Genomic DNA, 25,161 nt, shown 5'->3' on the forward strand with positions numbered 1-25,161 from the left:
CGAACCGGCCGTTGGAGTGACGCATTCGCATATTGCGTCGAGGGCAGCCGATGGCCGATAAGGTGAGGCCGCCAACGGCCGCTCACTGGCACCCCAGTTGCAAAATCTGGATCTGGCTGACTGACCGGTTTGGAGAAAGTTGTCTGGCCGGAGCAGGTCGGTTTAAAAAACAGTGCCCGAAGTGATAATCGCAATCAGTCGTCGGGCGCTAGTCGGGCCAGGAAGCGACGCTCGCGTCTGTAAGTTAAATTGTCAACAATCGGCTCCAGTTTTGATGGCCGTTCCCATTTCGAGAGAAGCAGCTATGAAGGTAACGATCGCGTACATCGAGGAACCTCCGTTCGGTTGGACGACAGCCGACCGTATCGCAACTGGCGCGGACATTGAACTGGCCGAAGTGGTTCTTCGGGCGATCGGAATCACCCGGATCGAGCATCGCCTGACGACATTCAGTGAATTGTTGCCCGGCGTTGAAGCCGGCCGCTGGGATGTGAATGTTCCGTTGTTCGTTACGCCTGAACGTGCCAATCGGGTCGCGTTCAGCGTGCCCGTATGGGCGGTAGGGGACGGGTTTCTGGTTCGGGCCGGAAATCCGAAAGCGCTCAACAGCTATGCGTCACTCGCCAAACGCGACGATGCGCGCCTCGGCATCATTGCCAGTCAGGTGCAGCACGATTCGGCGAGAGCGTCAGGCGTAAGTGAAGATCAGATAGAAATCTTCGAGCATCAGGCCGATGCTATCGACGCCCTTCGCTCGGGGGCGATCGATGCGTACGCGAGCACGGCCTTGGGAAACCGCATACTGGCGGATCGTATCGGCGGTTCGGTGCTCGAGGCCGCGGAGCACAAGCCGGGAACAAATCGCCAGCAACGAGAGCTTCCGTTCGGAGCGTTTTCGTTTAACAGAGGAAACAGCGCTCTGCTCAATGCTGTAAACGCACAGCTTCGTTCATATCTCGGCTCGCCAGACCATCGCGCTCGCATGGCGAAATTCGGCCTGACACGCAATGAGATTGATCCCGTCCTCGCTCGATGAGTGTGGGACGGACTTTGGCCATGAAGTGTAATGGCCGCGGCTCCGGGGTCGATCAATACGGACCGCCGCCGCACATCAGCGTCCCCCAGCATCCCTCCGCGAACACTTGACAACGCAAATTTGTCCTGAGACGGTATACAAAATACTGCAAAGTGAACGCCCCATGTCCAATCTCGCAGAGAACGTCGCCCGCCTCGAAACGGGACAGCCCGCGCAAGCGTGGCGCTATGCGTCGGCTGCGCGCGCAGCGGCCGCGCTGCGCTGTCACGAAGTCAGTTCCCAGGAGCTGGTTGCCGCGTGCGAAGCTGCGTGGCGCGAGGCTAACCCGCGGGTCAATGCCGTCGTGCTGAACGACTTCGAGCGCGCGCACGCGATTGCGAGGCAGCGCGACGAAGAACTCGCGGCGGGCCGCCCGCGCGGTCCATTGCACGGCGTGCCGTTCACGATCAAGGAGTCGTTCGACGTCGCCGGCTGGCCGACCACGGTGGGCGATCCCGCGTTCCGCGACAACATCGCCGCGCGCGATGCCGCCGTCGTGCAGCGTCTGAGCGATGCCGGCGCGGTGCTGCTCGGCAAGACTAATGTGCCGTTATGGCTGCGCGACTGGCAAAGCTACAACGACATCTACGGCACCACGCGCAATCCGCATGATCTCGCGCGCACGCCGGGCGGCTCGTCCGGCGGCAGCGCGGCGGCGGTGAGTACCGGCATGGCGTTTTTCGATGTGGGCTCCGACATCGGCTCGTCGATCCGCAACCCCGCGCACTATTGCGGCATCTACTCTCACAAGAGCACGCACGGCCTCGTGTCGCTCGATGGACATGGCTTGCCGGGCGGCGTCACGTGTCCCGACATCAACGTTGCCGGACCGCTTGCGCGCAGCGCGAACGATCTCGCGCTCGTGCTCGAAGCGATCATGGGCCCGCCGCCCGATGCCGCATGCGCGGTGCGTTTCGAGCTGCCGCGCTGCGCTGCGAAGAATCTCGATCAGATCCGCTTCGGCATACTGAGCAACCATCCGGTCGCGCCGGTGGATGCCGAAGTCGAGCGCTGCATCGTCGAGCTTGGCCGCGCGCTGGAGCGGCGCGGTGCGCAAGTGCTGTGGGATGCGCGTCCGCAACTGGACGCCGTGGAGTTGCTGCGCACGTACACGCTGCTGCTGCGCGCATCGACGTGCGGCTATCTCGGCGACGAAGCCTTCGCGAGCGCGCTCGCCGCCGCGGACGCCGCTGATCCCGCCGACACGAGCTACGCGTCGCTGCAATACACGGGCGCGGCGATGCGTCATCGCGACTGGCTGAAATTGCAGCCGCTGCGCGAGAAATACGCGGCGGCGTGGCGCGCGCTTTTCACGCGCGTCGATGTGTTGCTATGTCCGGTAGCGGCGACGGCAGCATTCACGCTCAACGAAGAGGGCGCGCCGTGGCAGCGCACGCTCGATGTGAACGGCGAGCAGCAGCCGCTCACCACGCAGTTGTTCTGGGCCGGGCACTCGGGTCTGTGCGGTTTGCCGTCGACGGTCGCGCCAGCAGGACGCACCGCGAGCGGCTTGCCGGTGGGCGTGCAGATCGTCGCGCCGCTGTATCACGACTTACGCTCGATTCAGGTGGCCAGTCTGCTCGAAGCCGAGGGCTACGCCGCCTACGCACCGCCCGCCGCACTGTAAACAAACCTGTTTAGCGCCGATCCCGCGCGCCCAACCCGACTCACTCGATCGCACCCGGAGCCCACGCTCATGTCCTGGTTCACCTCATTGTCGAAAAACGAAAAGAAGACGTTTGCCGGCGCGTTCGTCGGTCACGCGGTAGACGTCTACGATTTCATGATCTATTCGTTCCTCATCCCGGTTCTGATGCAGACCTGGCAGATGAGCAAGGCGACGGCGGGCAGCATCGTCACGTGGACCTTGATCGCGTCGCTGGTCGGCGCGGTCGGCGCCGGTCTGCTCGCCGACCGGTACGGCCGCGTGCGCATCCTGCGCTGGACCATCGCGCTGTTCGCGCTGTCGTGCTTCGCGGCCGGATTCGCGAATTCGCCGACCCAGTTCGCGGTGCTGCGCGCGGTGCAGGGGCTCGGGTTCGGCGGCGAGTCGTCGCTGTGCATGGTGCTGGTCACGGAGATGATCCGCAATCCCGCGCATCGCGGGAAATTCTCCGGCTTCACGGCGAGCAGCTATTCGTTCGGCTGGGCCGGCGCCGCGCTCGCGTATAGCGTGCTGTTCAACTGGCTGCCGCCGCAGTGGGCGTGGCGCGCGTGTCTGTTCGTCGGCATTCTGCCCGCGCTGCTGGTGGTGTGGCTGCGCCGCAATCTGCGCGAGCCGGAATCGTTCGACCGCACGGTCGCGGCGCGCCGCAACACCAGCGCGGGCGAGGCGTTGCGCGCGGTGTTCGGCGGCCGGCTCGCCGCGCGCACGTTGTGGTGCAGCCTGTTGTCGGGCGGCATGCTCGGCTCCTACTACGCGATCGCGACGTGGATGCCGATGTGGCTCAAGTCGGAGCGCGGCCTTTCCGTGACGGGCACCGGCGTGTGGCTCGCGGTGACGATCGGCGGCTCGCTGGCCGGTTACGCGCTGGGCGCATGGGCGACCGACCGTTTCGGACGACGCCCCACGTACATCCTCTTCGCGGCGGGCGCGTTCGCGATGAGCATCGCGTACATGATGATCGACGCGCCCACGCCGGTCATGCTGCTACTCGGTTTTCTGCTCGGCGTGCTGATGCAGGGGACGTTCTCCGGCGTGGCCGCGACCATCGCCGAGACCTATCCGAACGCGATCCGCGCGACCGGCTACGGCGTCGCATACAACGTGGGTCGGGTGATCGGCTCGGTGTTCCCGTTCGCGGCGGGCTGGCTCGCGAGCGGCCATCTCACGCTGACGTTCGCGATTCCGCTCGTGGCTGGCGTCGGCTATTGCTTCGTGGTGCTCGCCGCGCTGATGTTGCCTGAAACCAATGGCATCGCGCTCGACGCCGTCGAAGCCGACGCCGCTACCGGCGCGTCCGCGCATAGCGCCGCTGGGAGCCACGCAATCATCGCGAAGGGCACTTCGCGTTGATCCAATCTCAGCGAAGCGCAGCAATAACCCCGAAGTTTTTTATTGTCTGTTTTTTTTTACTTATTACTGTATACAACATACTAAATCGAACGGTGCGGCCGGAGAGGGTCTCGGGAGCACGGTCCCCGGAGTGGCAGGTCTTTCAATGAAAAAATCAAGGAACCCTTGGATGAACAAGACTTTCTGGTGCGCGGCAGGCCTTGCCTGCCTTTCGGCCACGGTACACGCGCAAAGCAGCGTCACGCTGTACGGCCTGATCGATGCGGCGGTGATTTACACGAGCAATCAGGATGGTGGCCGCTCGTATGCGATGGCGAGCGGCTCGACGCGCGGTAGCCGCGTCGGCTTTCTGGGCACGGAAGATCTCGGCGGCGGCTCGCGGGCGATTTTCCGGCTTGAAAACGGCTTCGACGTGACGGACGGCTCGCTGGGTCAGGGCGGCCTGATGTTCGGCCGCCAGGCCTACGTGGGCCTCGAAAACGACCGCTGGGGCCGCATCACGCTCGGCCGTCAGTACGAGTCGATGGTCGATTACGTCGCGCAACTCACCGCGGCGGACTGGTCGGTCTACATGGAGCACCCCGGCGACATGGACTTGACCAACCGCGGCGTGCGCGTGAACAACGCTGTGCGCTACGCCAACAGTTTCGGTGGCTTCACCGGCAGCGCGATGTACAGCTTCGGCGGCCAGCCCGGCAGCTTCGGCAGCCGCAGCATGTGGAGCCTGGGCGGCAGCTACGAAAACGGCCCGCTGTATACCGGCTTCGGCATGACTTACGCGCGCCAGCCGGGCGAACTGTCGCCGGGCACGTTCTGGAAGGACACCAATTCGGCGGTAGGCGAATATGCGCTCGCCGCGCATTCATTCCTCACCGTGGGCGGCGGCGCGTCGTACAGGATCGGCAAGGCGAAAATCAGCGCCGACGTCACGCACGTCGAATACCAGCAGGGCTTCGAAGGGCAGGACGTCAATTTCATGAACTATGAAGTGAACGGCATGTACTACTTCACGCCGGCGCTGTCGGCGGGCCTGGGCGTCACGTACACGGACGGCTCCGTCGATGCCAACGACGCCGACCCGCGCTACATCCAGTACAACGCGGTGGTCAATTACTCGCTGTCCAAGCGCACGCAGCTTTACGCGTTCGCGACACTGCAACGCGCGCTCGGCGATGCGCAGGTTGCGCAGGTCTCGCAGTTCATCTCGGCGTCGAGCAGCAATACGCAGTCGGCGGCGGGCATCGGTTTGCGTCATTCGTTCTAGGCGCACATCAGGATTTATGCGGAGTTGGCTTCTCCGCAGTTGATGTATACAGTGTACTGAGATTGATCTCCGTCACGGTTGACGGGCAATTCACCCCAAAAAGGAGTCGGACATGGCAGAACTGATGGACCGCGAAACTTTCCGCGCGGCACTCGAAGAAGCGATCAAGGGAAAGAGCGCGAACAAGGCGCCGTTCAGCATCGCGTGGGCGAGCGGCAAGCTGACGCGCGCGCATCTCGCGCGCTGGGCCGAGAACCACTATCACTATGTCGGGCCGTTCGCCGACTACCTCGGCTATCTGTACGCGCGCACGCCGGACCACATGACCGAGGCCAAAGATTTCCTGCTCGCGAACATGTACGAAGAGGAAATTGGCGGTGACCGGCATACGGATCTGCTGATCCGCTTCGCCGAAGCGTGCGGCACGACGCGCGAACGCGTGGTCGATCCCGACAACATGTCGCCGACCACGCGCGGCCTGCAAGGGTGGTGCTATTCGGTGGCGATGCGCGAAGACCCGGTGGTCGCGGTCGCGGCGCTGGTGGTCGGCCTCGAATCGCAGGTGCCGTCGATCTACCGCAAGCAGACGCCGACGCTGCGCGATCTTTATAAGTTCACGGATGAGGAGGTCGAGTTCTTCGACCTTCACATCGTGTCCGACGAGATTCACGGCGAGCGCGGCTATCAGATCGTGCTCGAACACGCGAACACGCCGGAGCTGCAACAGCGTTGCCTGAAGATTTGTGAAGTGGGCGCGCAGATGCGTCTGCTGTACACCACGGCGCTCTATTACGACTACGTCGAAAAGGAGATCCCGCTGCCCGAACTGGGCCTCGCGGCCTGAAGCAAGCCGCGTTTTTCAGGGCCGACCCAGGGCCGACCCACGGCCGATGCGCGGCCGGCGCGCTGTGTGGATGCCGCCGCGCGCCGGCCCGGCCAAACCCGATCACTTTGCAGGGCCGTTGCAGACATGACAAACGTACCGACGTTTCTGAACTACATCGACGGCGAATGGTGTGCGAGCCTCACCGGCGCCACCTTCGACAATCTCAACCCCGCCGATACGCGCGACGTGGTCGGCCGCTTTCAGGCTTCGTCGCGAGACGACGCACAGGCGGCCGTGCGTTCGGCCGCGGCCGCATTCGGTGCGTGGAAGCGCCAGACGCCGGGCGCGCGCGCGAAAATCCTGCTCGATGCCGCCGCGTATCTGGAGCACAACGCCGCGCGTTTCGGCGAAGAACTGACGCGCGAGGAGGGTAAGCAGAAGGCGCTCGCGAAAGACGAGTTCATGCGCGCGGCGCAGACGCTGCGCTACTACGCGATCGAAGCGCAGTCGTATGGCGGCGAAACATTCCCGAGCGACGACGCGGGATCGATGGTCTACACCGTGCGCGAACCGCTCGGCGTGGTGACCGTGATTTCGCCGTGGAATTTCCCGGTGTCGATTCCCGTGCGCAAGATCGCGCCCGCGCTGATCTGCGGCAACACGGTGGTGTTCAAGCCCGCCTCGGATGCGCCGTTGAGCGGCTTGCGCCTCGCCGAAGCGTTCGTCGAAGCGGGCATTCCGAAGGGCGTGCTCAATTTCGTCACGGGCAGCGCGAGCGCGGTCGGGCCCGTGCTGGTCGGCGCGCGTGAAGTGCGGGCCATTTCGTTCACGGGTTCGACGAGCGCGGGCGAACAGATTCACCGCGCCGCGTCGCTGTCGACGCGCACGCAGATGGAGTTGGGCGGCAAGAACCCGCTGATCGTGCTCGATGCTGGCGATCTCGATCTCGCCGTTGATCTGACGATCAAAGGCGGCTTCTCGCTGACAGGCCAGGCATGCACCGGCACGAGCCGCGTGCTGGTTGCGCGTGGAATTCGCGCGGCTTTTGTCGAGCGGCTGGTTGCCAAAACCGCTGCGTTGAAAGTCGGCAGCGGCATGCAGCCGGGCATCGACATCGGCCCGCTCGCGACCGCCGCGCAATTGCGCACGGTGCTCGACTACATCGAAACCGGCAAGCGCGAAGCGACGCTCGTATGCGGCGGCGCGCAATTGAGCGACGGCGAGTTCGCGCACGGCTATTTCGTCATGCCGACGATCTTCACCGACGTGCCGCGCGATGCGCGCATCGCACGCGAAGAAATCTTCGGGCCGGTGATCGCGGTGATCGACGTCGACGATTACGACGACGCGATCGCGGTTGCGAACGACAGCGAATACGGCCTCGCCGCCGCGCTCGTCACACGCGACGCGAAGTTGATGCACCGCTTTGCCAACGACATCGAAGCGGGCACCGTGAAGATCAACCGCACGACGACGGGCAATCTCGTCAACGCGCCGTTCGGCGGACTCAAGCGTTCGAGCACGGCCACCTTCCGCGAATCGGGCCGCGACGGGCTCGAATTTTATCTGCAGACGAAGACCGTTTATCGCGGCATCTAACCGGCAAATTTTCTGACCATGAAATCATTCTTCAAACTCGAACTGGCCGAAGCACGCCTGATGGTCGCGGCGGCGCTCGCGCGTTCGCAGGCGATAGGCGTGTGCGAATCCATCTGCGTGTGCGACGAAGGCGGCTTTCCGCTCGCGCTCGAACGCATGGACGGCGGTCGCGTGACGGGTCCGCAGATCGCGTGGAACAAGGCCTTCACCGCCGCGGGCCACAAGCGCTCGACGCATCTGTTTACAACGCCGCCCAACGGTCCGGCGCTGCCGGGCAACGAGGCGTTCGGCATTCAATGGAGCTTCGAGGGACGCTTCGCGGCGTTTGTCGGCGGCTTTCCGATCGTGGTCGATCAGCAGGTGATCGGCGGCATCGGCTTGTCGGGCGGCAACGGCGAGCAGGACACGCAGGCGGGTCTCGCCGGTCTTGCCGCACTGCGCGACGCGTTGCGCGAAAGCGGGCACGAAGTGCTCGTGCAAGCCGACATCAAGCTGTGAAGGCGAGGGCCATCGTGAGCTATCGGATTACCTGGATCGAGGCGCAGCGCAGTTTCGACGCGACCAGCGACGAAACCGTGCTCGAAGCCGCGCAGCGCGCAGGCGTGACGCTGCCGTCCGAATGCGCGTTCGGCGGTTGCGGCACGTGTCGCGTGAAGCTGGTGACAGGCAGCGTGAACTACGTGGAGCCGCCGCTCGCGTTGTCGCCGGAAGAGGCTGCCGACGGCTATGCGCTGATGTGCCAGGCGCATGCGCTCGCGGACCTCGAAATCAGCACCGAGCGCGTGCTTCCCGCGCCGGTGCCGCCGGAAAGGCACCGGGCGACGGTGGTGGGCGTGCAGGCATTGAGCGGCGACGTCACGCGTCTCGTGCTGGCGCTCGATCGCGCGTCGCCGCTCGCGTTCAGGCCCGGTCAGTATCTGAACGTACTGCTCGGTGAAGCGGGCGCGCGCAGCTTCTCGATGGCTTCGTGTCCGGATGATGCGCACATCGAACTGCATATCCGGCGCATCGACGGCGGCTACTTCACGCAGGATCTTCTGGCCGCGATACGTGCCGGCGACACGCTCGACATCGACGCGCCGCTCGGCGGCTTCGGCTATCACGAGGAGGACTACCGGCCGATCGTGATGGTCGCGACGGGCACCGGCATCGCGCCGTTGCGCAGCATGCTCGCGTCGCTGCTCGATGGCGGCGACTCGCCGCCGATCGATCTCTACTGGGGCGCACGCACGCAGCACGATCTGTATCTGCACGACGAACTCGCGCAACTGGCCGCGACGCGCGAAGACTTCCGCTACGTGCCGGTGCTTTCGCGCGCGAACGATAGCTGGTCCGGCGCGCGCGGCTACGTGCAGCACGCGGTGCTGGCCGATCATCCCGATCTCTCCGGGCACGCGCTGTATCTGTGCGGATCGCCCGCGATGATCGCGGACGCGCGCAGCGCGTTCGTCGCTCATGGCGCGAGCGTGCGCTACCTGTATGCGGACAGCTTCACGTTCCAGCACCCGCAATGCGTTGACGCAACGGATTGAAACCGCAAAAAGGGCGCGTGAGCGAGGGGTCAGATGCGAACCGTGCCCGCTTCCGTAGCATCGCCAATAAAAATTATCGCGGCCTTTTTGGCCGCGAGTCGCAGCAAATAGTATTGACACCATTGACACACCACAACGCTCTATCGTCCCCGACCTCCTATTGAGCTGAGGCTTCCCATGCACTCAATCGCTGTTCTAACGCCGGCACACTTCTGTTATCTGGCTGGCGTTGTCGCGATCATCGCGACGATGATCTTTCGTGCAAACGTGGTCGTGCCCGCGATTCTCGCGACGTTCGCGGTGGCGTTCGCGTGGTCCGGCAAGCTGCTGGTCGGCTTCCAGGCCATCTTCATGGGCAGCCTGACGGCAGCGCATGAGCTGTTCAATATCTTTCTCGTGATCGCGCTGATGACCGCGCTGCTCAACGGCTTGCGCGAACTCGGCGCGGACGTGCGGATGGTGCGGCCGTTCAAGCGCATCATGTTCAACGGGCACGCAGCGTTTTTCATTCTCGCGCTGATCACGTATCTGATCTCGCTGTTTTTCTGGCCGACGCCCGCGGTGCCGCTCGTCGGGGCGATCCTGATTCCGGCCGCCGTCTATGCGGGCTTGCCCCCGCTCGGCGCCGCCGCCGCCATTGCAATCGCGGGGCAGGGGATGGCGCTGTCGTCGGACTATGTGATCAAGGTCGCGCCGGGCATCAGCGCGCGGGCCGCTGGCGCGGACATGCTCACGGTCGCGAATACCGCGTTCGGGTTGTCGTTGATCGTCGGCTTCGTTGCGCTCGGGATGACGTGGTTTTCCGTCGTGCGCGGTCGTGTGAAGGTGCCGTCGGCGGCGAATCTCAGTGTGTGGGAAACGCAGGGCCCGGTCACCGCCGACGGCGAGCCGGAGCATCAAGGCAGCTTCGCGAAGGTCGAGCTGGCGCGAGGCACGAGCGGCAATCTCGCGGCTGAACATGAAGGGTCTTCTTCGTCGCACATCGAAGGCGAGGGCGCGCTCGCGGCGATGTCGATTGCGCCGATGCCGCAAGGCGGCGCGGCATTGCAGATGACGCGGATGTCGCCGCTCGCCGCCGACGTGCTGCTCGATCGCCGCGAACTGTGGTCGAAGGTATTCGCGCTCGCCACGCCGCTCGCGTTCCTCGCGGTGGTGGTCGTGATGATGCGGCCGGACATGATCGGCTCGGGCGCGATTCGCGGCGGCGACGCGGCCGCGCTGATCGGCGGGATGGCAGCCGTGCTGATGATGCTCGCGACGCTTTCGCACGGACGCAAAGGCTTTCTGGATCGCACGGCCGAGCACATCATCGACGGCTTCGTGTTCGCGTTCAAGGCGATGGGCGCGGTGCTGCCGATCGCGGGCTTCTTCTTCGTCGGCGATGCGAGCACGGCGGGACCGATCCTCGGCGCGGCGGCGGGCGCACATGTGCCGTCGTTTCTGTTCGAACTCGTGCAGGCGTGCAGCCGGGTGATTCCGCAGAACCCGCTGTTCGTGTCGTTCGGCGTTCTGCTGATGGGGATGATTACCGGCATCGACGGGTCGGGCTTCGCGGGTTTGCCGCTGACGGGTTCGCTCTCGGGCGCGCTGGCGCCGATGGTCCACCTGCCCGCTGCAACGCTCGCCGCGATCGGCCAGATGGGCGCAGTGTGGACGGGCGGCGGCACGCTGGTCGCGTGGTCGTCGCTGATCGCGGTCACGGGCTTTGCGCGCGTGCCGGTGCTCGATGCGGTGCGGGCGCTGTTTCTGCCCGTCGTCTGCGGCCTGGTGATCGCCACGCTCGCGGCCGTGATGTTCGCTTGAGGACGGCTGCCGATGTCATTGCTCGGGATTTCGCAGGACTTCACGGCAGGCTTCGCGCACTACGTACCCGCCGTGTTGCAGATCGTTTTCATCAACCTTCTTCTTGGCGGCGACAACGCGATTGCGATCGCGCTCGCGTGCCGCTCGCTGCCGCCGCAGCAGCGGCGCGCGGGCATCTGGATCGGCACGAGCCTGGGCATCGTGCTGCGCTTCGCGATGGTCTACGCGATCGGCTATCTGCTCGCGATTCCATACATGCACGTCGTCGCGGGTGTGTTGCTCGCGTGGATCGGCATGCAGTTGCTACGCGACGATGGCGCGTCCCATGCCGAGTCCGACCAGGCGCCTGCCGCGAAGGCGCTCTGGCGCGTTGTCGCGCTGATCCTGTTCGCCGACTTCTCGATGAGCCTCGATAACGGACTCGCGACGGCAGCGGTGGCCGAGACGTTGCCGGCCGGATCGCGTGTCGCGGTCGTGCTGGCCGGGCTGGCGGTGGGCGCGCCGGCTATCGCGTTGGGCAGCGCGGTGATGCTTCGCGTGATCGAACGGTTTGCGCTGGTGGTCTGGCTGGGTTCGGCGCTGCTTGGATGGATCGCCGCCGATATGCTGCTCGCCGATCCGCAGGTGGCTCAAGCGGTGCGCGACGTCGCGGACGCGATTGGCGACGGTGCGGGCAACGAGTCGTTTGTGCGCGTGCTGGTGTGTGTTGCGATGGCCGCGCTTGTGCTGGTCGTGCCGTTCATGCAGCGGGTGAATGCGAGGCGGTGGCGAGCGGGGTGAGGTTGCAGGTGACGCCGAGGACCTTTGAGCTGCAGTGCCTGATCGCGCGTAGGCGATCCTGAGCGGACCGCTGCCGATTTCGCAGGACAGGTCCGCTGCAAATCTGAAAGCAGCGCTTGCCTTGACACACGGGCAACTCTACAGATGGATTCCACAGACCTTCGGCGCACCATTCGCTCGTTCGCAGGGCAGCTCGGTTAGCCTTCGTGTGGACTTTCCATCCACGCGTGCCCCCAGAGACCGGGCGCATCGATGGCAGCACAGCTGGCATCCCCGCGGTGCAATTCCGCATGTACCCCGCGTTGACTTCTGATGCTCGCGTAGTTCCTGTAGCATCGCTTCTCCGGCGTGCGGGCATGCCGTATCCGCGGCCCCAGTCAGCCTTTTGCGCTTAATCGCAGCATCGTTGATTCACCCCACGATGCGATCTTTATGGAGCCCCGGATGCGTCGCATCGGACTTGTCGTCGTCCCGCAGTTTCAGGTGGTGAGCCTGCTCACATTAACGGTCTTTGAGATCGCCAATATTCGGGCGGGGCGATCTTTATATGAAGTGAGTGTCATCTCCGAGGACGGCGGCCCGGTGGAAGCGTCGTTCGGAATGTGCGCCACAACGAAACCAGCCCGGACGCAGGAGTTCCATACCGTATTCGTCGGCGCGTCACTTGACACGCCGACGCTCACCGACCGCATGCGCGATTTGCTAATTGGCTTTTCAGAGAGCACCGAGCGGATGGCGTCCATATGCCGCGGTGCTTTCCTGCTCGCGGAGGCCGGTCTGCTCGACGGGCGTCGCGCGACTACCCACTGGGCGTTCCTCGACCGATTCAAAGAGCGCTACCCCGCAGTGTCCGTCGTGAAAGACGCCATCTTCGTGCAGGACGGCGAACGGTGGAGTTCGGCCGGGATGAGCACGGCCGTCGACATGGCGCTCGCGATGCTGGAGGACGATCTCGGCCCGGACGCCGCCGTTCAGGTCGCAAAGGACATGGTTATCGAGCGATGGCGGCGATCGGGGTCGCAGCCGCAAAGGTCGGTTCTGATCGAGCATCCGGCACGCACGAACCGGATACACGACGTCATCACTCACATACGTGCCAATTTGGAAGCGGACCTCACCGTCGACAAACTGGCGGACGTTGCAAAAATGAGCAAGCGTCAGTTTGCCCGCCGCTTCAAGGACGAAACCGGCCTTTCCCCTGCAAAAGCGGTGGAGCGCATCAGGCTGGAAACGGCCCGAGATTTCGTGACCAGTTCGTCGTGGACCATCGACACCATCGCACGCGAAACTGGCTTCGCCGATCCCGAACGCATGCGGCGATCTTTCCTGCGAGCATTCGGCGAGCCGCCGCAAGCCTTGCGGCGGAAGGGCAAGGGCGAGCGCGACCAGACTGGCTCAGACTGAAGCGACAGGTCTGCGCCCCCGCAATTGACCCCTCAGGCAGCATGGCACGAAAGGTGGGTTATTCGTCCCACGACGCGTTTTCGTCATGAATAGAATGGGCGCTCTTACCGGTACCGGCAAATAGTTGCGAGAGTGCTTCAGTGTGCTGACGCGCCGCGAGCGGAACGAGGTCTCGTACGTGATAAGCGGCGTGCTGATTAAACAGATCAGCCTGATATTGCGTGCTCAGCGACGCCAGGTCGAACTGAGTCGCGACTCTGTGATGCACGAGATGACCTCGCCGGCAACTGGTCGGTGCAGTAAATCCCCAATCAAACACCTGTTCCCAGACGATGAGTGCTCGTACGACCCGCGTTTCTCCCAGCATCAGCGCCACGACCCGTTTCGCCGAAGTCGAAGGACGGCGCCTCGCCTATCGCACATTCGGTAGCGGCATGCCTCTCGTGTTGTGTGTGCGTTTTCGCGGCACGATGGATGCGTGGGACCCGCTGTTTCTCGATAGCCTTGTCGAGCAAGGCTTTCAGGTTACGGTCTTCGATTACAGCGGTCTCGGGCAATCCACCGGCGAGCGTACCTATCACCCTGCATCGCTGGCGAACGACGCTCTCGAGCTGATCGCCGCGCTGAAGCTGGGCAAGGTCGTAATAGGCGGATGGTCGGTTGGTGGGATGGCAGCCCAGATCGTGCTCGCGAGAGCCCCGCAACTGGTTTCTCATGCTGTCCTGATTGCGACCACGCCGCCGGGGCCGCTCGTCAAAGCGGGAGACCAACTGTTCTACACGCTGGCGAAACGCGAGAACGACCTTGAAGACTTCGTCACGCTGTTTTTTGAGCCGACGTCGCAGGCCAGCCGCGCCGCAGCCGAGCAATCGGCAAGACGGCTTGCCGAACGGACGGGCGACAGGAGCCCCGCCGTGCCGGTCGAGTGGGCCGCGGCGCAGATTGGAGACGGCCCTAAGAATCCGGTCTTTCCAGTTGATGCAGTACTCCACGCCCTAAAGTCGACATCGATTCCAGTACTTCACCTGGGCGCGGACCATGACATCGTTTTTCCCGTTGAAAACTGGTACGCGCTGAACGGTCAACTGCCCACCCTTCATATCGTGACCCTGCCACGCACGGGGCACGGACCGCACCACGAATATCCGCGAGCCGCTGCGAACCATATCGCGGCGTTCGTCGGCCTGCACACCCAGTAATTGATACAGAGACTTCTGCGGGCGTACCGGACGCCCGGTTGAGGTGATCTTTGTTAGCTGGGTCGAAGAACCGCATAAAGCAATAAGGAATGCAATGGATGAACTAATTGATCTAGCCGTTCATGCGGCGGGCGGGATGGACCGCTTCAGGAGCTTCCGGAGCGTGTCGGCGCAACTGCATCACACCGGCGTGATCTGGGGCCTTAAGCAACGAGAGGGTGTCTTGACCGACTGCCAGGTGACGGTGCAATTGCATGAGCAATGCGTTTCCCACAGACCGTTTGCGCCGACGAACCACTACTCCGTCTATACGCCTTCTCGGGTCGAGATCCGGCGGGATGATGCCAGCGTGGTCGAACGCCTGGACGATCCACGCACCTCCTTCGAAGGCTATGAGATGCAGACGCCGTGGTCCGATGCCCAGCTCGCCTATTTCGCTGGCTACACGATGTGGACTTATCTGACGTCTCCCTTCCTCCTTCGTCACCCCGGCGTTCAGGCTCGCGAGATCGAACCCTGGACGGTCGACGGCTTGCAGTGGAGGCGTCTTCGCGTCGAATTTCCCCCCGGGATTGCGACGCATAGCGCCGTGCAGACCTTTTATTTCGACGCCGACGGACTGCTGCGCCGGCACGACTACGAGGTGGACATCCAGGGGCGCAACGCGGCCGCACGATATCTGAGCGACTACGTCGAGGTGCAGGGAATTCGGATGCCGACACGCTTTCGCATCTATCCGCGCACAGCGCAAAACGTTGCCCTGCCGGAGCCGTTGATCGTCGGTGTCGATCTGTCCGATTTCCATTTCGAATAACGAGGCAACCATGACGAATCGATCCACCTACCGGGCAGCAGTAGTGAAGGCACCGGGACAACTCGAGTTGGTAGACCGCCCAATCCCTGAGCCCGCCTATGGGCAGGTCCGCATCCGCGTTGAGGCTTGCGGCGTGTGCCACTCCGATAGCGCCACGGTCGAGCGTGCAGCGCCCGCAGATGGTGAGCCGCGTGTGCCGGGCCACGAAGTCGTCGGCCGGATCGAGGCGCTCGGCGCCGGCGTCGAAGGATGGCGCATCGGCCAGCGGGTCGGCGTGGGCTTTCTGGCGGGCGAAGACCGTACCTGCCCGTCGTGTCGGCAGGGCGACGTCGTGAATTGCGAAAACCCCGTCATTACCGGCATGACGACCGACGGCGGCTATGCGGAAATCATGCTGGCCGAAGCGCGCGGTCTCGTGCGCGTGCCGGACGATCTCGATGCCGCCGAGGCGGCACCGCTGCTTTGCGCGGGACTCACGACGTTCAACGCGCTGCGCAATGCCGGCGCACGCGCAGGCGACGTGGTCGCAATTCACGGCTTGGGCGGTCTCGGACATCTTGCGGTCCAGTTCGCCAACAAGATGGGCTTCTATACGGTCGCGATTGCCCGCGGCGCGGACAAGGCCGAACTCGCCGTCCAACTGGGCGCCCATCGCTACATCGATGCCAAAGCCGAAGATGTCGCCGCAACGCTGCGCGGGATGGGCGGCGCAAAGGTGCTACTCGCCACGGCGCCCACGGGAGCGGGCATGGCCGCGACGGTCTCAGGCCTCGCCGCTCGGGGCAAGCTCGTGGTCGTCGCGGTTCCCGGCGACCCGATCAGTGTCAATGCAGTCGACCTGGTGTTCGGCGGCCGATCGATCGTAGGTGCGCTTACCGGGACTGTTTCCGACAATGAACAGACCTTGGCTTTTGCGCGATTGCGGGGCGTCCGTCCGATGATCGAGACGTTTCCGCTCGAAGAGGCGCAGGCCGCCTACCAACGCATGATGCGCGCCGATGTACGGTTTCGCGCCGTACTGGTCATGAATTCCAATAACCGTGGAGCCCAAGTATGAACACTATTGCTCAATCCATCATCGACGCTCACGGCGGCCTCGCTCAATGGCGCAAGTTTCACCAGGTTCGCGCCCGGCTCGAGCAGGGCGGAGCGCTGTGGGGACTCAAGGGTCAAGCCGGCGTTCTCGACAGCACGACGGTAACCGTGGCTACCGACCGTCAAAGGGCCTCGCATGCCCCGTTCGGAACGCTTGCCGCACGCAGCGAATTCACTGGCGACCGCATCGCTCTCCTGGACCAGGCGGGACGTGCGATCGAGGAGCGCCGCAGTCCCCGTGCGTCGTTCGACGGACACACGCTGGAGACAGCGTGGGACGCGTTGCAGTTGGCTTTCTTCGCTGGGTGCGCGATGTGGACGTATCTGAATACGCCGTTCGTGCTGGCATGGGAAGGCGTGACATGCTCGGAAGAAGGCAACTGGAACGAGCAGAACGAAGAGTGGCGCAAGATCCGCGTGCACTACCCGGATGACCTCGAGGTATTCAGCAAGGTGCAGGCCATCTATGTCGGTCCCGACAAGCTCGTCAGGCGTCTCGACTACGACGTCGAGATCGCCGGCAATACCCCTGGTGCGCACTACGTCAGCGACTACACAACGGTGTCCGGAATCCGCTTCCCGACGAAGCGCCGCATTTACCCGCGCACGGCTGACGGACACGCACTGCCGGAACCGCTCGTGGTGTCGATCGACCTGCATGAAATCGAGTTGAGCTAAGACCTGAGAACGGAGCGCCTCGTGCGCTGATCGAGGATATCGAGACATGACCGCAATAACTTCATCCAACGCACCGACGAGTTATATCGATGCGGCCGGCGTGCGCTACGCGTATCGCCGCTTCGGCAAACGCGACGGCGGACTTCCGCTGCTTTGCCTGCAGCACTTCACGGGCACGCTGGACAACTGGGACCCGGCCGTCGTTGACCGGCTGGCGCAAGACCGCGAAATCATCCTTTTTGAAAACGCCGGCGTGGGTCGCTCGGGCGGCCATGTGCCTGCGTCGGTTCGCGAGATGGCAGAGCGCGTGCTGCACTTCGTCGATGCGCTGTCGCTTCCGAAGTTCCACATCCTGGGGTTCTCGCTCGGCGGTTTCCTCGCGCAGGAGATCGCGCTTGCGAAGCCGGATCTGGTCGGCCGCCTCATCATTTCCGGCAGTGCTCCCGAAGGCGGCGAAGGTGCGGGCATGGACCGTCCCGAACTGCTCGCCATCTATACCGACGGCGAAATGCCGATGAACGAGAAGCTCAAGCGGCTGTTCTTTCCTGCCATGCCGGAAGGTCAGGCGGCGGCCACGGCGTTCGTCGAGCGTCTCGAGGCGCGTAGCGCGGAGCGCGATCTACCGGCCGGTCCCGAGGTCGCCTCTGCGCAGCTACAGGCGATGATCGCCTGGGCCAACTGGAGCGGCGACGTACATCAAAAACTCGGCCGAATCACGCAGCCGGTTCTCGTCACCAATGGCGACGACGACCGCATGATTCCCACGCAAAACAGCTTCGTGCTGGCGGCGGGACTGCCCAACGCGACGTTGATCGTCTATCCGAATTCCGGGCACGGCGCGCTGTTTCAGTATGCAGACACGTTCGTCGCGCACGTCCGCGAATTTCTGCGCGGGCTGTGAGCGTTCCGCGTCACAGGTCCTTTTGAGGAGCGACTCTTGAAAGCTATTGTTTACGCACAGGCCGGTTTGCCTATCGACGATCCTCACGCACTCTACGAGGCGGATATCCCGACTCCTGAGCCCGGACCCCGTGATCTGCTCGTGAGAATCCAGGCCATTTCGGTGAATCCGGTGGACACGAAACTGCGCGCAGGCGTGCAGCCGGATGGTCCCCGCATCCTTGGCTGGGATGCGGTGGGTAAGGTGGAAGCCGTCGGCACCGAGGTCGAACTGTTCGAAGTAGGCGACGAAGTCTGGTACGCCGGCGATATCACGCGTCCAGGCAGCTACGCCGAATATGGCCTCGTGGATGAGCGAATCGCGAGCCGCCGGCCGGTCTCGTTGTCGGCAGCCGAAGCGGCGGCCCTGCCGCTAACGGCAATCACCGCGTGGGAGTTGCTGTTCGACCGCCTCAAGGTTCCCGAAAGCGGCGGCGCGGGCCAGAGCCTGCTCGTTATCGGCGCGGGCGGTGGCGTTGGCTCGATCCTCGTGCAACTCGCTCGAAAGCTGACCGCGCTCACGGTCATCGGCACCGCATCACGGCCGGCTACGCAGGCCTGGGTTACGCAACTGGGCGCCCATCATGTGATCGACCACAGCAAGCCGTTGCAGCCGCAATTGCGGAGCTTCGGTATCGAGCATGTCGACCACGTGATCAGCCTCACGCATACCGACGTCTACTACCCGCAGCTCATCGAGCTGCTCAAACCAGAAGGCCAACTCGCGCTAATCGACGATCCGGCAACGCTCGATGCGATGCCGCTAAAACGCAAGTCGATTTCGCTTCATTGGGAATTCATGTTCACGCGGTCAATGTACCGAACGCAGGACATGATTCTTCAGCATCGGCTTCTTGAGCGCATCGCCGCGCTCGTCGACGACGGCTTGCTGAAGAGCACCGTTGGGCAGAGCCTCGGCAAGATCGACGCCGATAACCTACGCCGGGCCCATGCCTTGATCGAGGCGGGCCGCGCGCAGGGAAAGATCGTGCTGGAAGGATTCTGAACCTGCATTGATTTCATCAAACTGGAAAACACCATGAGCACGATCACCACGAAAGACGGCACGCAAATCTTCTACAAGGACTGGGGCAGCGGTCGCCCCGTCGTGTTCTCGCACGGCTGGCCGCTCAATGCGGACGCCTGGGATGCGCAGATGCTGTTCCTCGTGCAGCACGGCTTTCGCGTCATCGCACACGACCGCCGCGGCCACGGCCGCTCGGACCAGCCCTACCAGGGCAACGACATGGACACCTACGCCGACGACCTCGCCGTATTGCTCGATGCGCTCGACCTGCGCGAAGCCACGCTCGTGGGCCACTCCACGGGCGGCGGCGAGGTCGCGCATTACATCGGCCGTCACGGCACGAAGCGGGTGGCGAAGGCCGTGCTGATCGGCGCCGTGCCGCCCATCATGATCAAGACCGAAGCGAACCCCAATGGCCTGCCGCTCGACGTGTTCGACGGCATCCGCAAAGGCGTGGCCGGAAACCGCCCGCAGTTCTACAAGGACCTCGCGGCACCGTTCTTCGGCTACAACCGGCCGGGCGCCCAGGTCTCGCAGGGCGCTATCGACGCGTTCGTGATCCAGGGCATGGCCGGCAGCGTATATGGGCAGTACCAGTGCATCCACGAATTCTCGGAAGTGGACTACACGGAAGACCTCAGGAAGATCGACGTACCCACGCTGATCCTGCACGGCGACGACGACCAGATCGTGCCGATCGACAACGCCGGCTGCCTCTCCGCAAAGATCGTGAAGAACGCCACGCTGAAGGTCTACGCGGGCGCCTCGCACGGCATGTGCGTGGTGAACGCGGACCAGGTCAACGCGGACCTGCTCGCGTTCCTGCAGTCCTAACGCAGGCAGCACCTCTACGGCGCGGGGCGCGCTGCCCCGTGCCTCTACTTGCTTGCTCGACCTCGCGTCGACCCCAGTCCATGACTTCCAACACTCTCACGAACGCCGCCGGCGCGCCCGTCGCCGACAATCAGAACTCGATGACCGCCGGCCCGCGCGGCCCGGTCGTCCTGCAAGACGTATGGCTGCTCGAAAAGCTCGCCCACTTCGACCGCGAGGTGATTCCCGAGCGGCGCGTGCATGCGAAGGGCTCGGGCGCCTTCGGCACGCTGAAGGTCACGCATGATATTTCGCGCTACACGAAAGCGAAAGTATTCGCGCAGGTCGGCAAGGAAACGCCGCTGTTCATGCGCTTTTCGACGGTGGCCGGCGAGCGTGGCGCAGCCGACGCCGAGCGCGACGTGCGCGGCTTCTCGATCAAGTTCTACACCGAGGAAGGCAACTGGGACGTGGTCGGCAACAACACGCCGGTGTTCTTCATCCGCGATCCGCTGAAGTTTCCCGATTTCATTCACACGCAGAAGCGCGATCCGTACACGAACCTGCGCAGCAACGTCGCCGCGTGGGATTTCTGGTCGCGCCATCCGGAGTCGCTGCATCAGGTGACGATTCTGATGAGCGACCGCGGCATTCCGAAGAACTATCGGCAGATGCACGGCTTCGGTTCGCACACGTACTCGTTCATCAACGCGAACAACGAGCGCTTCTGGGTCAAGTTCCACTTCAAGTCGCTGCAAGGGATCGAGAACTTCACCGACGCCGAGGCTGCGCAGGTCGTCGCGCAAGACCGCGAAAGCGCGCAGCGCGATCTGGTCGGCAGCATCGATGCGGGCAATTTTCCGAAGTGGCGTTTCGCGATTCAGGTAATGCCCGAGGCGGACGCGGCGAAGTATCGCTTCAATCCGTTCGATATCACCAAGGTGTGGTCGCACAAGGACTATCCGTTGATCGACGTCGGCACGATCGAGTTGAACCGCAACGCGGCGAACTATTTCGCCGACGTCGAGCAGGCGGCGTTCACGCCGGCCAACGTGGTGCCCGGCATCGGTTTCTCGCCGGATCGTCTGTTGCAGGGGCGGCTGTTCTCGTACGGCGACACGCAGCGCTACCGGCTCGGCATCAATCACCATCAGATTCCGGTGAATGCGCCGCGCGTGCCGAATCCGCATTCATTTCATCGCGACGGCGCGATGCGCACCGACGGCAATCTCGGCGGCAACGTGAACTACGAGCCGAACCGTTTCGGCGACTTCGCGCAGGACTCGAATGCAGCGGAGCCGCCGCTCGCGGCGGGCGCGGTAGATCGTTACGACCATCGTGAAGACGACGACTACTACAGCCAGCCCGCCGCGCTGTTCCGTCTGTTCGATGCCGGTCAGCGTGAGCGTCTGTTCGCGAATATCGCAGCGGCGATCGATGGGGTGCCGAAAGAGATCGTGGATCGCCAGATCGAACATTTCCGTCGCGCGGACCCCGCGTATGCCGAAGGCGTGGTTGCGGCGATTGCGACGCGGGAATGGGCAGCCCAATCAGGCGCGTCGAACTTCGCATCGCGCACGTAACTGCAGGAACGAAAATGACTAGCTCGACATGGTTAGCGCCAGCTACCGATCGTCATGAACAGAAGTATCCCCAACTGACGGATGCCGAAATTGCACGATTACATCAATACGGCGTTGTTCGTTCGTGGACATCGGAGCGAATTTTTGAAGTCGGCGCACCAGGATTCGGAATGTGTGTGGTATTGCGCGGGATGATTCGCGTGACTAGCCGCGACGCGTTCGGGCGTCATGCCGTCGTTAGCGAAAACGGTCCGGGAAACTTCGTTGCGGAAGTCGGACAGTTATCCGGCGGTCGATGCATAGTAGACGGCGATGCGGTCGGGGACGTATCGGCCATTCACATACCTCCCGACAGACTCCGGGCGCTCCTGATCGCCGAAGCGGAACTGGGCGAGCGCATTATGCGGGCCCTTATCCTAAGGCGGGTCGCTCTTATCGAGCGAGGCAATGGGATCGTTATAGTCAGTCAACCGCATAACGCTCGCCTTCACGCATTGCAGAGCTTTCTGCGACGCAACAATGTTCCGCATGCAGTCATCGGTGCCTCGTCAGAAGACGACGAGACAGCCCGTTACGTAGCAAAGTGGGTACGCGATGACTCCGATTACCCGCTCGTGCTGCATCCGGACGGGACCATATTGCGCGCACCCGATGAGGCGGAGCTGGCCGACGCCCTAGGCTGGCTCCCTGACTTCGATCCGGGGCATGTTTACGACGTCGCAATTGTCGGAGCGGGTCCGGCGGGTTTGGCGACAGCCGTGTACGCCGCGTCCGAAGGGCTCAGAGTCATCGTACTCGATCATAGTGCGCCGGGCGGACAGGCAGGTGCGAGCGCTCGTATTGAAAACTTCTTCGGATTCCCAACAGGGATTTCCGGCCATGCGCTCACCGCACGCGCATTCGTACAGGCACAGAAATTCGGAACCGACGTAGCGATTCCCGCTCAGGCGGAAAGCCTCGATTGCGGCGTTACGCCATTCGCGCTGCGGTTGACCTCCGGCGTGACCATCCGGTCCCGAACGATCGTTATTGCGTCGGGCGCGGCTTATCGCAAACCCGACATTGAGGACCTGGAACGCTTCGAAGGACGAGGAACATACTATTGGGCTTCGCCCGTTGAGGCGAAGTTGTGCGCAGGACAAGACGTATTACTGGTCGGTGGCGGAAACTCCGCGGGACAGGCCGCCGTGTACCTCGCGTCTCGCGCGCGGCGAGTTCGTATGCTGGTACGTGGAAAAAGCCTGAAAACCAGCATGTCGCAATATCTTATCGATCGTATCGCTGCCTTGGACAATGTCGATGTGACGTACGAAACTCAGATCACCTCGCTCAGAGGCGGCAACACGCTGGAGGAAGTTGAACTTTTGAGCGGAACGCAACGCTCGGTCGAATCTGTGCAACACGTGTTCCTGTTTACGGGTGCATCTCCCAACACATCGTGGCTTGGCGGATGCGGCGTCGCCGTCGACCAGAACGGTTTTGTGCGTACGGGTGAAGCCGCCGGACCCGGCTTGCAGGAGCATGAAACAAGCGTGCCCGGCGTGTTCTGTGCGGGGGACGTCCGCTCCGTCTCGACGAAACGGGTTGCCGCGGCAGTGGGAGACGGTGCTGCCGTCGTTGCGCAGATTCATCGTCATCTGGAGCGATCGGTCGCGCAGGCATAAGCGCCGTCGCAAAAAGGAATGGCGTGCGCGACACACGACGCTAGTGCTGATTTTCAAGGTGCCGCGGATGTCGGGCGGTGATAGTTGATGGGCAAAAAGGAATTCCGGCAATGACAACGATCGAGCATTTCGAGTATGTATTTCTCGGCGGAGGCAAGGGTGGAAAGACACTGGCGATGGAACTCGCTCAGGCGGGCCACAAGGTTGCCGTGATCGAGCGACACATGATCGGCGGGTCGTGCATCAACGTGGCATGCATACCGACCAAGACGTTAATCCAGACGGCACGTACTGAATACCTCCTGCATCGACAGGATGGTACGGCCGCGGACATGGCCAAAGTGTCGCAGCGCGTGAAAGCAGTGGTCGACGATATGGTGGAAATCAATCGCAACGCGTTTCGTGACGCCGGCCTCGAACTCGTGTTGGGCACGGGCCGCTTCGTCGCCCCCCGACGGCTCGAAGTGCAAACGAATGACGGCGCTCTGCGAGTGATCGAAGGCGAACATGCTTTCATCAACACGGGCACGACGGCGGCGATCCCCGACGTGCCCGGATTGAAGGCCGCCGAGCCGCTGACGCACGTCGAAGCGCTGGTCCTGACGACGTTGCCCGAGAGCCTGATCGTTCTCGGCGGTGGATATATCGGGCTCGAGATGGCGCAGGCGTTCCATAGACTGGGCAGCAAGGTCACGCTAATACAGGATGCGCCACGCGTGGCGATGCGTGAAGATGAGGACGTCACCCAGGCAATCGAAGCAGCGCTGAAAGAGGAGGGCATCGATATTAGAACCGGCGTGAGACCCGTCAGCGTGACGGGCAAGTCGGGAAAGTCAGTGACAGTTTTACTGCAGAATGGGAGCAGCGTGAGCGGCAGTCATCTTCTGGTCGCGGCAGGGCGCACTCCTGTCACCTCCGGTATCGGCCTCGATGCCGCTGGCGTGGAAGTCGACGCGCGCGGTTTCATCAAAACGGACGAACGTCTCGCAACGACAGCAGAGCGCACATGGGCCATCGGCGAGGTGGCAGGGACACCGATGTTCACGCATGCATCGTTTGACGATTACCGCGTGTTGCGCTCCCAACTCGCTGGGGGAAACGCGAAGACCACGCGCAACAGAATCATTCCGTATGCGCTCTTCATCGAGCCGGAACTCGGTCGTATCGGCCTTAGCGAAGCAGACGCGAAAGCACGCGGCATCGCGGTGCGTGTTGCCAAGCTGCCGATGGCGGCGGTTCCGCGGGCGCGGACGAGCGGCGCGACCAAGGGTTTCATGAAAATGCTGATCGACGCTCAGTCAGACGCTATCCTGGGCTTCGCGATGCTGGGCGCCAATGCCGGCGACGTAGTGACTGCCGTGCAGATGGCAATGCTTGGCGGATTGCCTTATACAGCAGTGCGCGATGCGATCATTGCACATCCGCTGATGTCGGAAGGGCTCAATATCCTGCTTGCAAAGGTGCCGGAGCATGCCCGCAATGAGCAGCCGGGATAGAGACTTCCACTTGCGGGGAAACCCGTCGGCGTTCTGGATACGGAGCAGTGGCAAATGCCCCCCGTTTCCCGGCAAGCCATAGCCGCGCGTCGCCTCGGTTACAAGGCAATTGACTTGGACGTTCGGCATTACATGCCGATCGTTCCGGCCTTTCGCTCGTGTTTCCGTTAATGCGACCCAGCGGTGAATCGCTTCGCTTGTCGCTGTGCAATTGAAGGGCGGCTACACACATCCTCGAGCAGAAGTTTTCGCTATTCGAGGCGTAGCAGACGTTCCTATGTGTGGTTAAAAGTCTGGTCGAATGACTCTTGTCAGTCGGAAAGCCAGGCGCGGCAAGGCGTAATGCGGTTGTGCCGCCGGTTTATTTCGCGTGTCGTATATCACGCTGAAAATGCAACGAAGTGGATAGACATGGCAGATGGCCCGGCTCATCGGACCTATCCGTCATTTTGTGGGCGGGGCATATCATGAAGGACCAAGGTCATGGATATGCCGATGAAGAAGAAACGCACCGTCGCTTCGCAGGCAGCGGCCCGAGGGCCGCTGCCTGCCCT

The 25,161-nt window shown here is 63.1% G+C and carries 22 protein-coding genes; 21 read left to right on the top strand and 1 reads right to left on the bottom strand.

Features of this window, described 5'->3' with window-relative positions; translation table 11 throughout:
* The first annotated feature begins 304 nt into the window (after positions 1–304).
* The 11 genes from LJ656_RS23690 to LJ656_RS23740 all read left to right on the top strand — a co-directional run bounded on the left by LJ656_RS23690 (position 305) and on the right by LJ656_RS23740 (position 13,299).
* The gene (locus LJ656_RS23690) at positions 305–1,036 is read left to right on the top strand and encodes a transporter substrate-binding domain-containing protein (protein ID WP_230511940.1); all 732 of its coding nucleotides are present in this window, start codon (positions 305–307) and stop codon (positions 1,034–1,036) included.
* A 163-nt stretch (positions 1,037–1,199) separates the two neighbouring features.
* Positions 1,200–2,702, top strand: a complete 1,503-nt coding sequence (locus LJ656_RS23695; protein WP_230511941.1) for an amidase — start codon at positions 1,200–1,202, stop codon at positions 2,700–2,702.
* A 69-nt stretch (positions 2,703–2,771) separates the two neighbouring features.
* Complete coding sequence (locus LJ656_RS23700) at positions 2,772–4,091, top strand: MFS transporter (RefSeq protein ID WP_230511942.1); 1,320 nt, start codon at positions 2,772–2,774, stop codon at positions 4,089–4,091.
* A gap of 169 nt (positions 4,092–4,260) precedes the next feature.
* Positions 4,261–5,355 carry a porin gene (locus tag LJ656_RS23705; RefSeq protein WP_230511943.1) on the top strand — a complete coding sequence of 365 codons (1,095 nt, stop codon included), beginning with the start codon at positions 4,261–4,263 and terminating at the stop codon, positions 5,353–5,355.
* 112 nt (positions 5,356–5,467) lie between these two features.
* Positions 5,468–6,199 carry an iron-containing redox enzyme family protein gene (locus LJ656_RS23710; RefSeq protein WP_116124107.1) on the top strand — a complete coding sequence of 244 codons (732 nt, stop codon included), beginning with the start codon at positions 5,468–5,470 and terminating at the stop codon, positions 6,197–6,199.
* 126 nt (positions 6,200–6,325) lie between these two features.
* Complete coding sequence (locus LJ656_RS23715; protein ID WP_230511944.1) at positions 6,326–7,780, top strand: aldehyde dehydrogenase family protein; 1,455 nt, start codon at positions 6,326–6,328, stop codon at positions 7,778–7,780.
* Between the two features lie 18 nt (positions 7,781–7,798).
* Positions 7,799–8,278, top strand: coding sequence for a GlcG/HbpS family heme-binding protein (locus LJ656_RS23720; RefSeq protein ID WP_230511945.1), 480 nt, complete (start codon positions 7,799–7,801; stop codon positions 8,276–8,278).
* Between the two features lie 14 nt (positions 8,279–8,292).
* Positions 8,293–9,312 (top strand): 2Fe-2S iron-sulfur cluster-binding protein, encoded by a 1,020-nt coding sequence (locus LJ656_RS23725; RefSeq protein ID WP_230511946.1) that lies wholly within the window; start codon positions 8,293–8,295, stop codon positions 9,310–9,312.
* 177 nt (positions 9,313–9,489) lie between these two features.
* Positions 9,490–11,115, top strand: coding sequence for a hypothetical protein (locus tag LJ656_RS23730; RefSeq protein ID WP_230511947.1), 1,626 nt, complete (start codon positions 9,490–9,492; stop codon positions 11,113–11,115).
* Between the two features lie 12 nt (positions 11,116–11,127).
* Positions 11,128–11,895: a YjbE family putative metal transport protein gene (locus tag LJ656_RS23735; protein WP_230511948.1), complete on the top strand. Its 768-nt coding sequence runs from the start codon at positions 11,128–11,130 to the stop codon at positions 11,893–11,895.
* Positions 11,896–12,339: 444 nt separating this feature from the next.
* The gene (locus LJ656_RS23740; RefSeq protein WP_230511949.1) at positions 12,340–13,299 is read left to right on the top strand and encodes a GlxA family transcriptional regulator; all 960 of its coding nucleotides are present in this window, start codon (positions 12,340–12,342) and stop codon (positions 13,297–13,299) included.
* 58 nt (positions 13,300–13,357) lie between these two features.
* Here the strand turns inward: LJ656_RS23740 and LJ656_RS23745 are convergent, their stop codons facing one another.
* Positions 13,358–13,675: a hypothetical protein gene (locus LJ656_RS23745; RefSeq protein WP_230511950.1), complete on the bottom strand. Its 318-nt coding sequence runs from the start codon at positions 13,673–13,675 to the stop codon at positions 13,358–13,360.
* 58 nt (positions 13,676–13,733) lie between these two features.
* Between LJ656_RS23745 and LJ656_RS23750 the strand changes: the two genes are divergently transcribed.
* The 10 genes from LJ656_RS23750 to LJ656_RS23795 all read left to right on the top strand — a co-directional run bounded on the left by LJ656_RS23750 (position 13,734) and on the right by LJ656_RS23795 (position 24,607).
* Entirely contained in the window at positions 13,734–14,498 is a 765-nt protein-coding gene (locus LJ656_RS23750) for an alpha/beta fold hydrolase (protein WP_230511951.1), read from the top strand.
* Positions 14,499–14,592: 94 nt separating this feature from the next.
* On the top strand, positions 14,593–15,312 hold the full coding sequence (locus tag LJ656_RS23755; protein WP_230511952.1) for a hypothetical protein: 720 nt from the start codon (positions 14,593–14,595) through the stop codon (positions 15,310–15,312).
* A 10-nt stretch (positions 15,313–15,322) separates the two neighbouring features.
* Positions 15,323–16,369 (top strand): alcohol dehydrogenase, encoded by a 1,047-nt coding sequence (locus LJ656_RS23760; protein ID WP_230511953.1) that lies wholly within the window; start codon positions 15,323–15,325, stop codon positions 16,367–16,369.
* Positions 16,366–17,085, top strand: coding sequence for a hypothetical protein (locus LJ656_RS23765; protein WP_230511954.1), 720 nt, complete (start codon positions 16,366–16,368; stop codon positions 17,083–17,085). The genes LJ656_RS23760 and LJ656_RS23765 overlap by 4 nt, the downstream gene beginning before the upstream one ends.
* 100 nt (positions 17,086–17,185) lie before the next feature.
* A complete protein-coding gene (locus tag LJ656_RS23770; protein WP_230511955.1) occupies positions 17,186–17,986 on the top strand; it encodes an alpha/beta fold hydrolase in 801 nt (266 codons plus the stop codon).
* Between the two features lie 36 nt (positions 17,987–18,022).
* Positions 18,023–19,030, top strand: coding sequence for a zinc-binding alcohol dehydrogenase family protein (locus LJ656_RS23775; RefSeq protein WP_230511956.1), 1,008 nt, complete (start codon positions 18,023–18,025; stop codon positions 19,028–19,030).
* A 33-nt stretch (positions 19,031–19,063) separates the two neighbouring features.
* Positions 19,064–19,885, top strand: a complete 822-nt coding sequence (locus LJ656_RS23780) for an alpha/beta fold hydrolase (protein WP_230511957.1) — start codon at positions 19,064–19,066, stop codon at positions 19,883–19,885.
* Positions 19,886–19,965: 80 nt separating this feature from the next.
* Positions 19,966–21,447, top strand: coding sequence for a catalase (locus LJ656_RS23785; protein WP_230511958.1), 1,482 nt, complete (start codon positions 19,966–19,968; stop codon positions 21,445–21,447).
* Between the two features lie 14 nt (positions 21,448–21,461).
* Positions 21,462–23,111 (top strand): FAD-dependent oxidoreductase, encoded by a 1,650-nt coding sequence (locus tag LJ656_RS23790; RefSeq protein WP_230511959.1) that lies wholly within the window; start codon positions 21,462–21,464, stop codon positions 23,109–23,111.
* A 110-nt stretch (positions 23,112–23,221) separates the two neighbouring features.
* Positions 23,222–24,607, top strand: coding sequence for an FAD-dependent oxidoreductase (locus LJ656_RS23795; RefSeq protein ID WP_230511960.1), 1,386 nt, complete (start codon positions 23,222–23,224; stop codon positions 24,605–24,607).
* Positions 24,608–25,161: the final 554 nt, after the last annotated feature.

The sequence above is a fragment of the Paraburkholderia sejongensis genome, assembly GCF_020880815.1.
Classification (GTDB): Bacteria; Pseudomonadota; Gammaproteobacteria; order Burkholderiales; family Burkholderiaceae; genus Paraburkholderia; species Paraburkholderia sejongensis.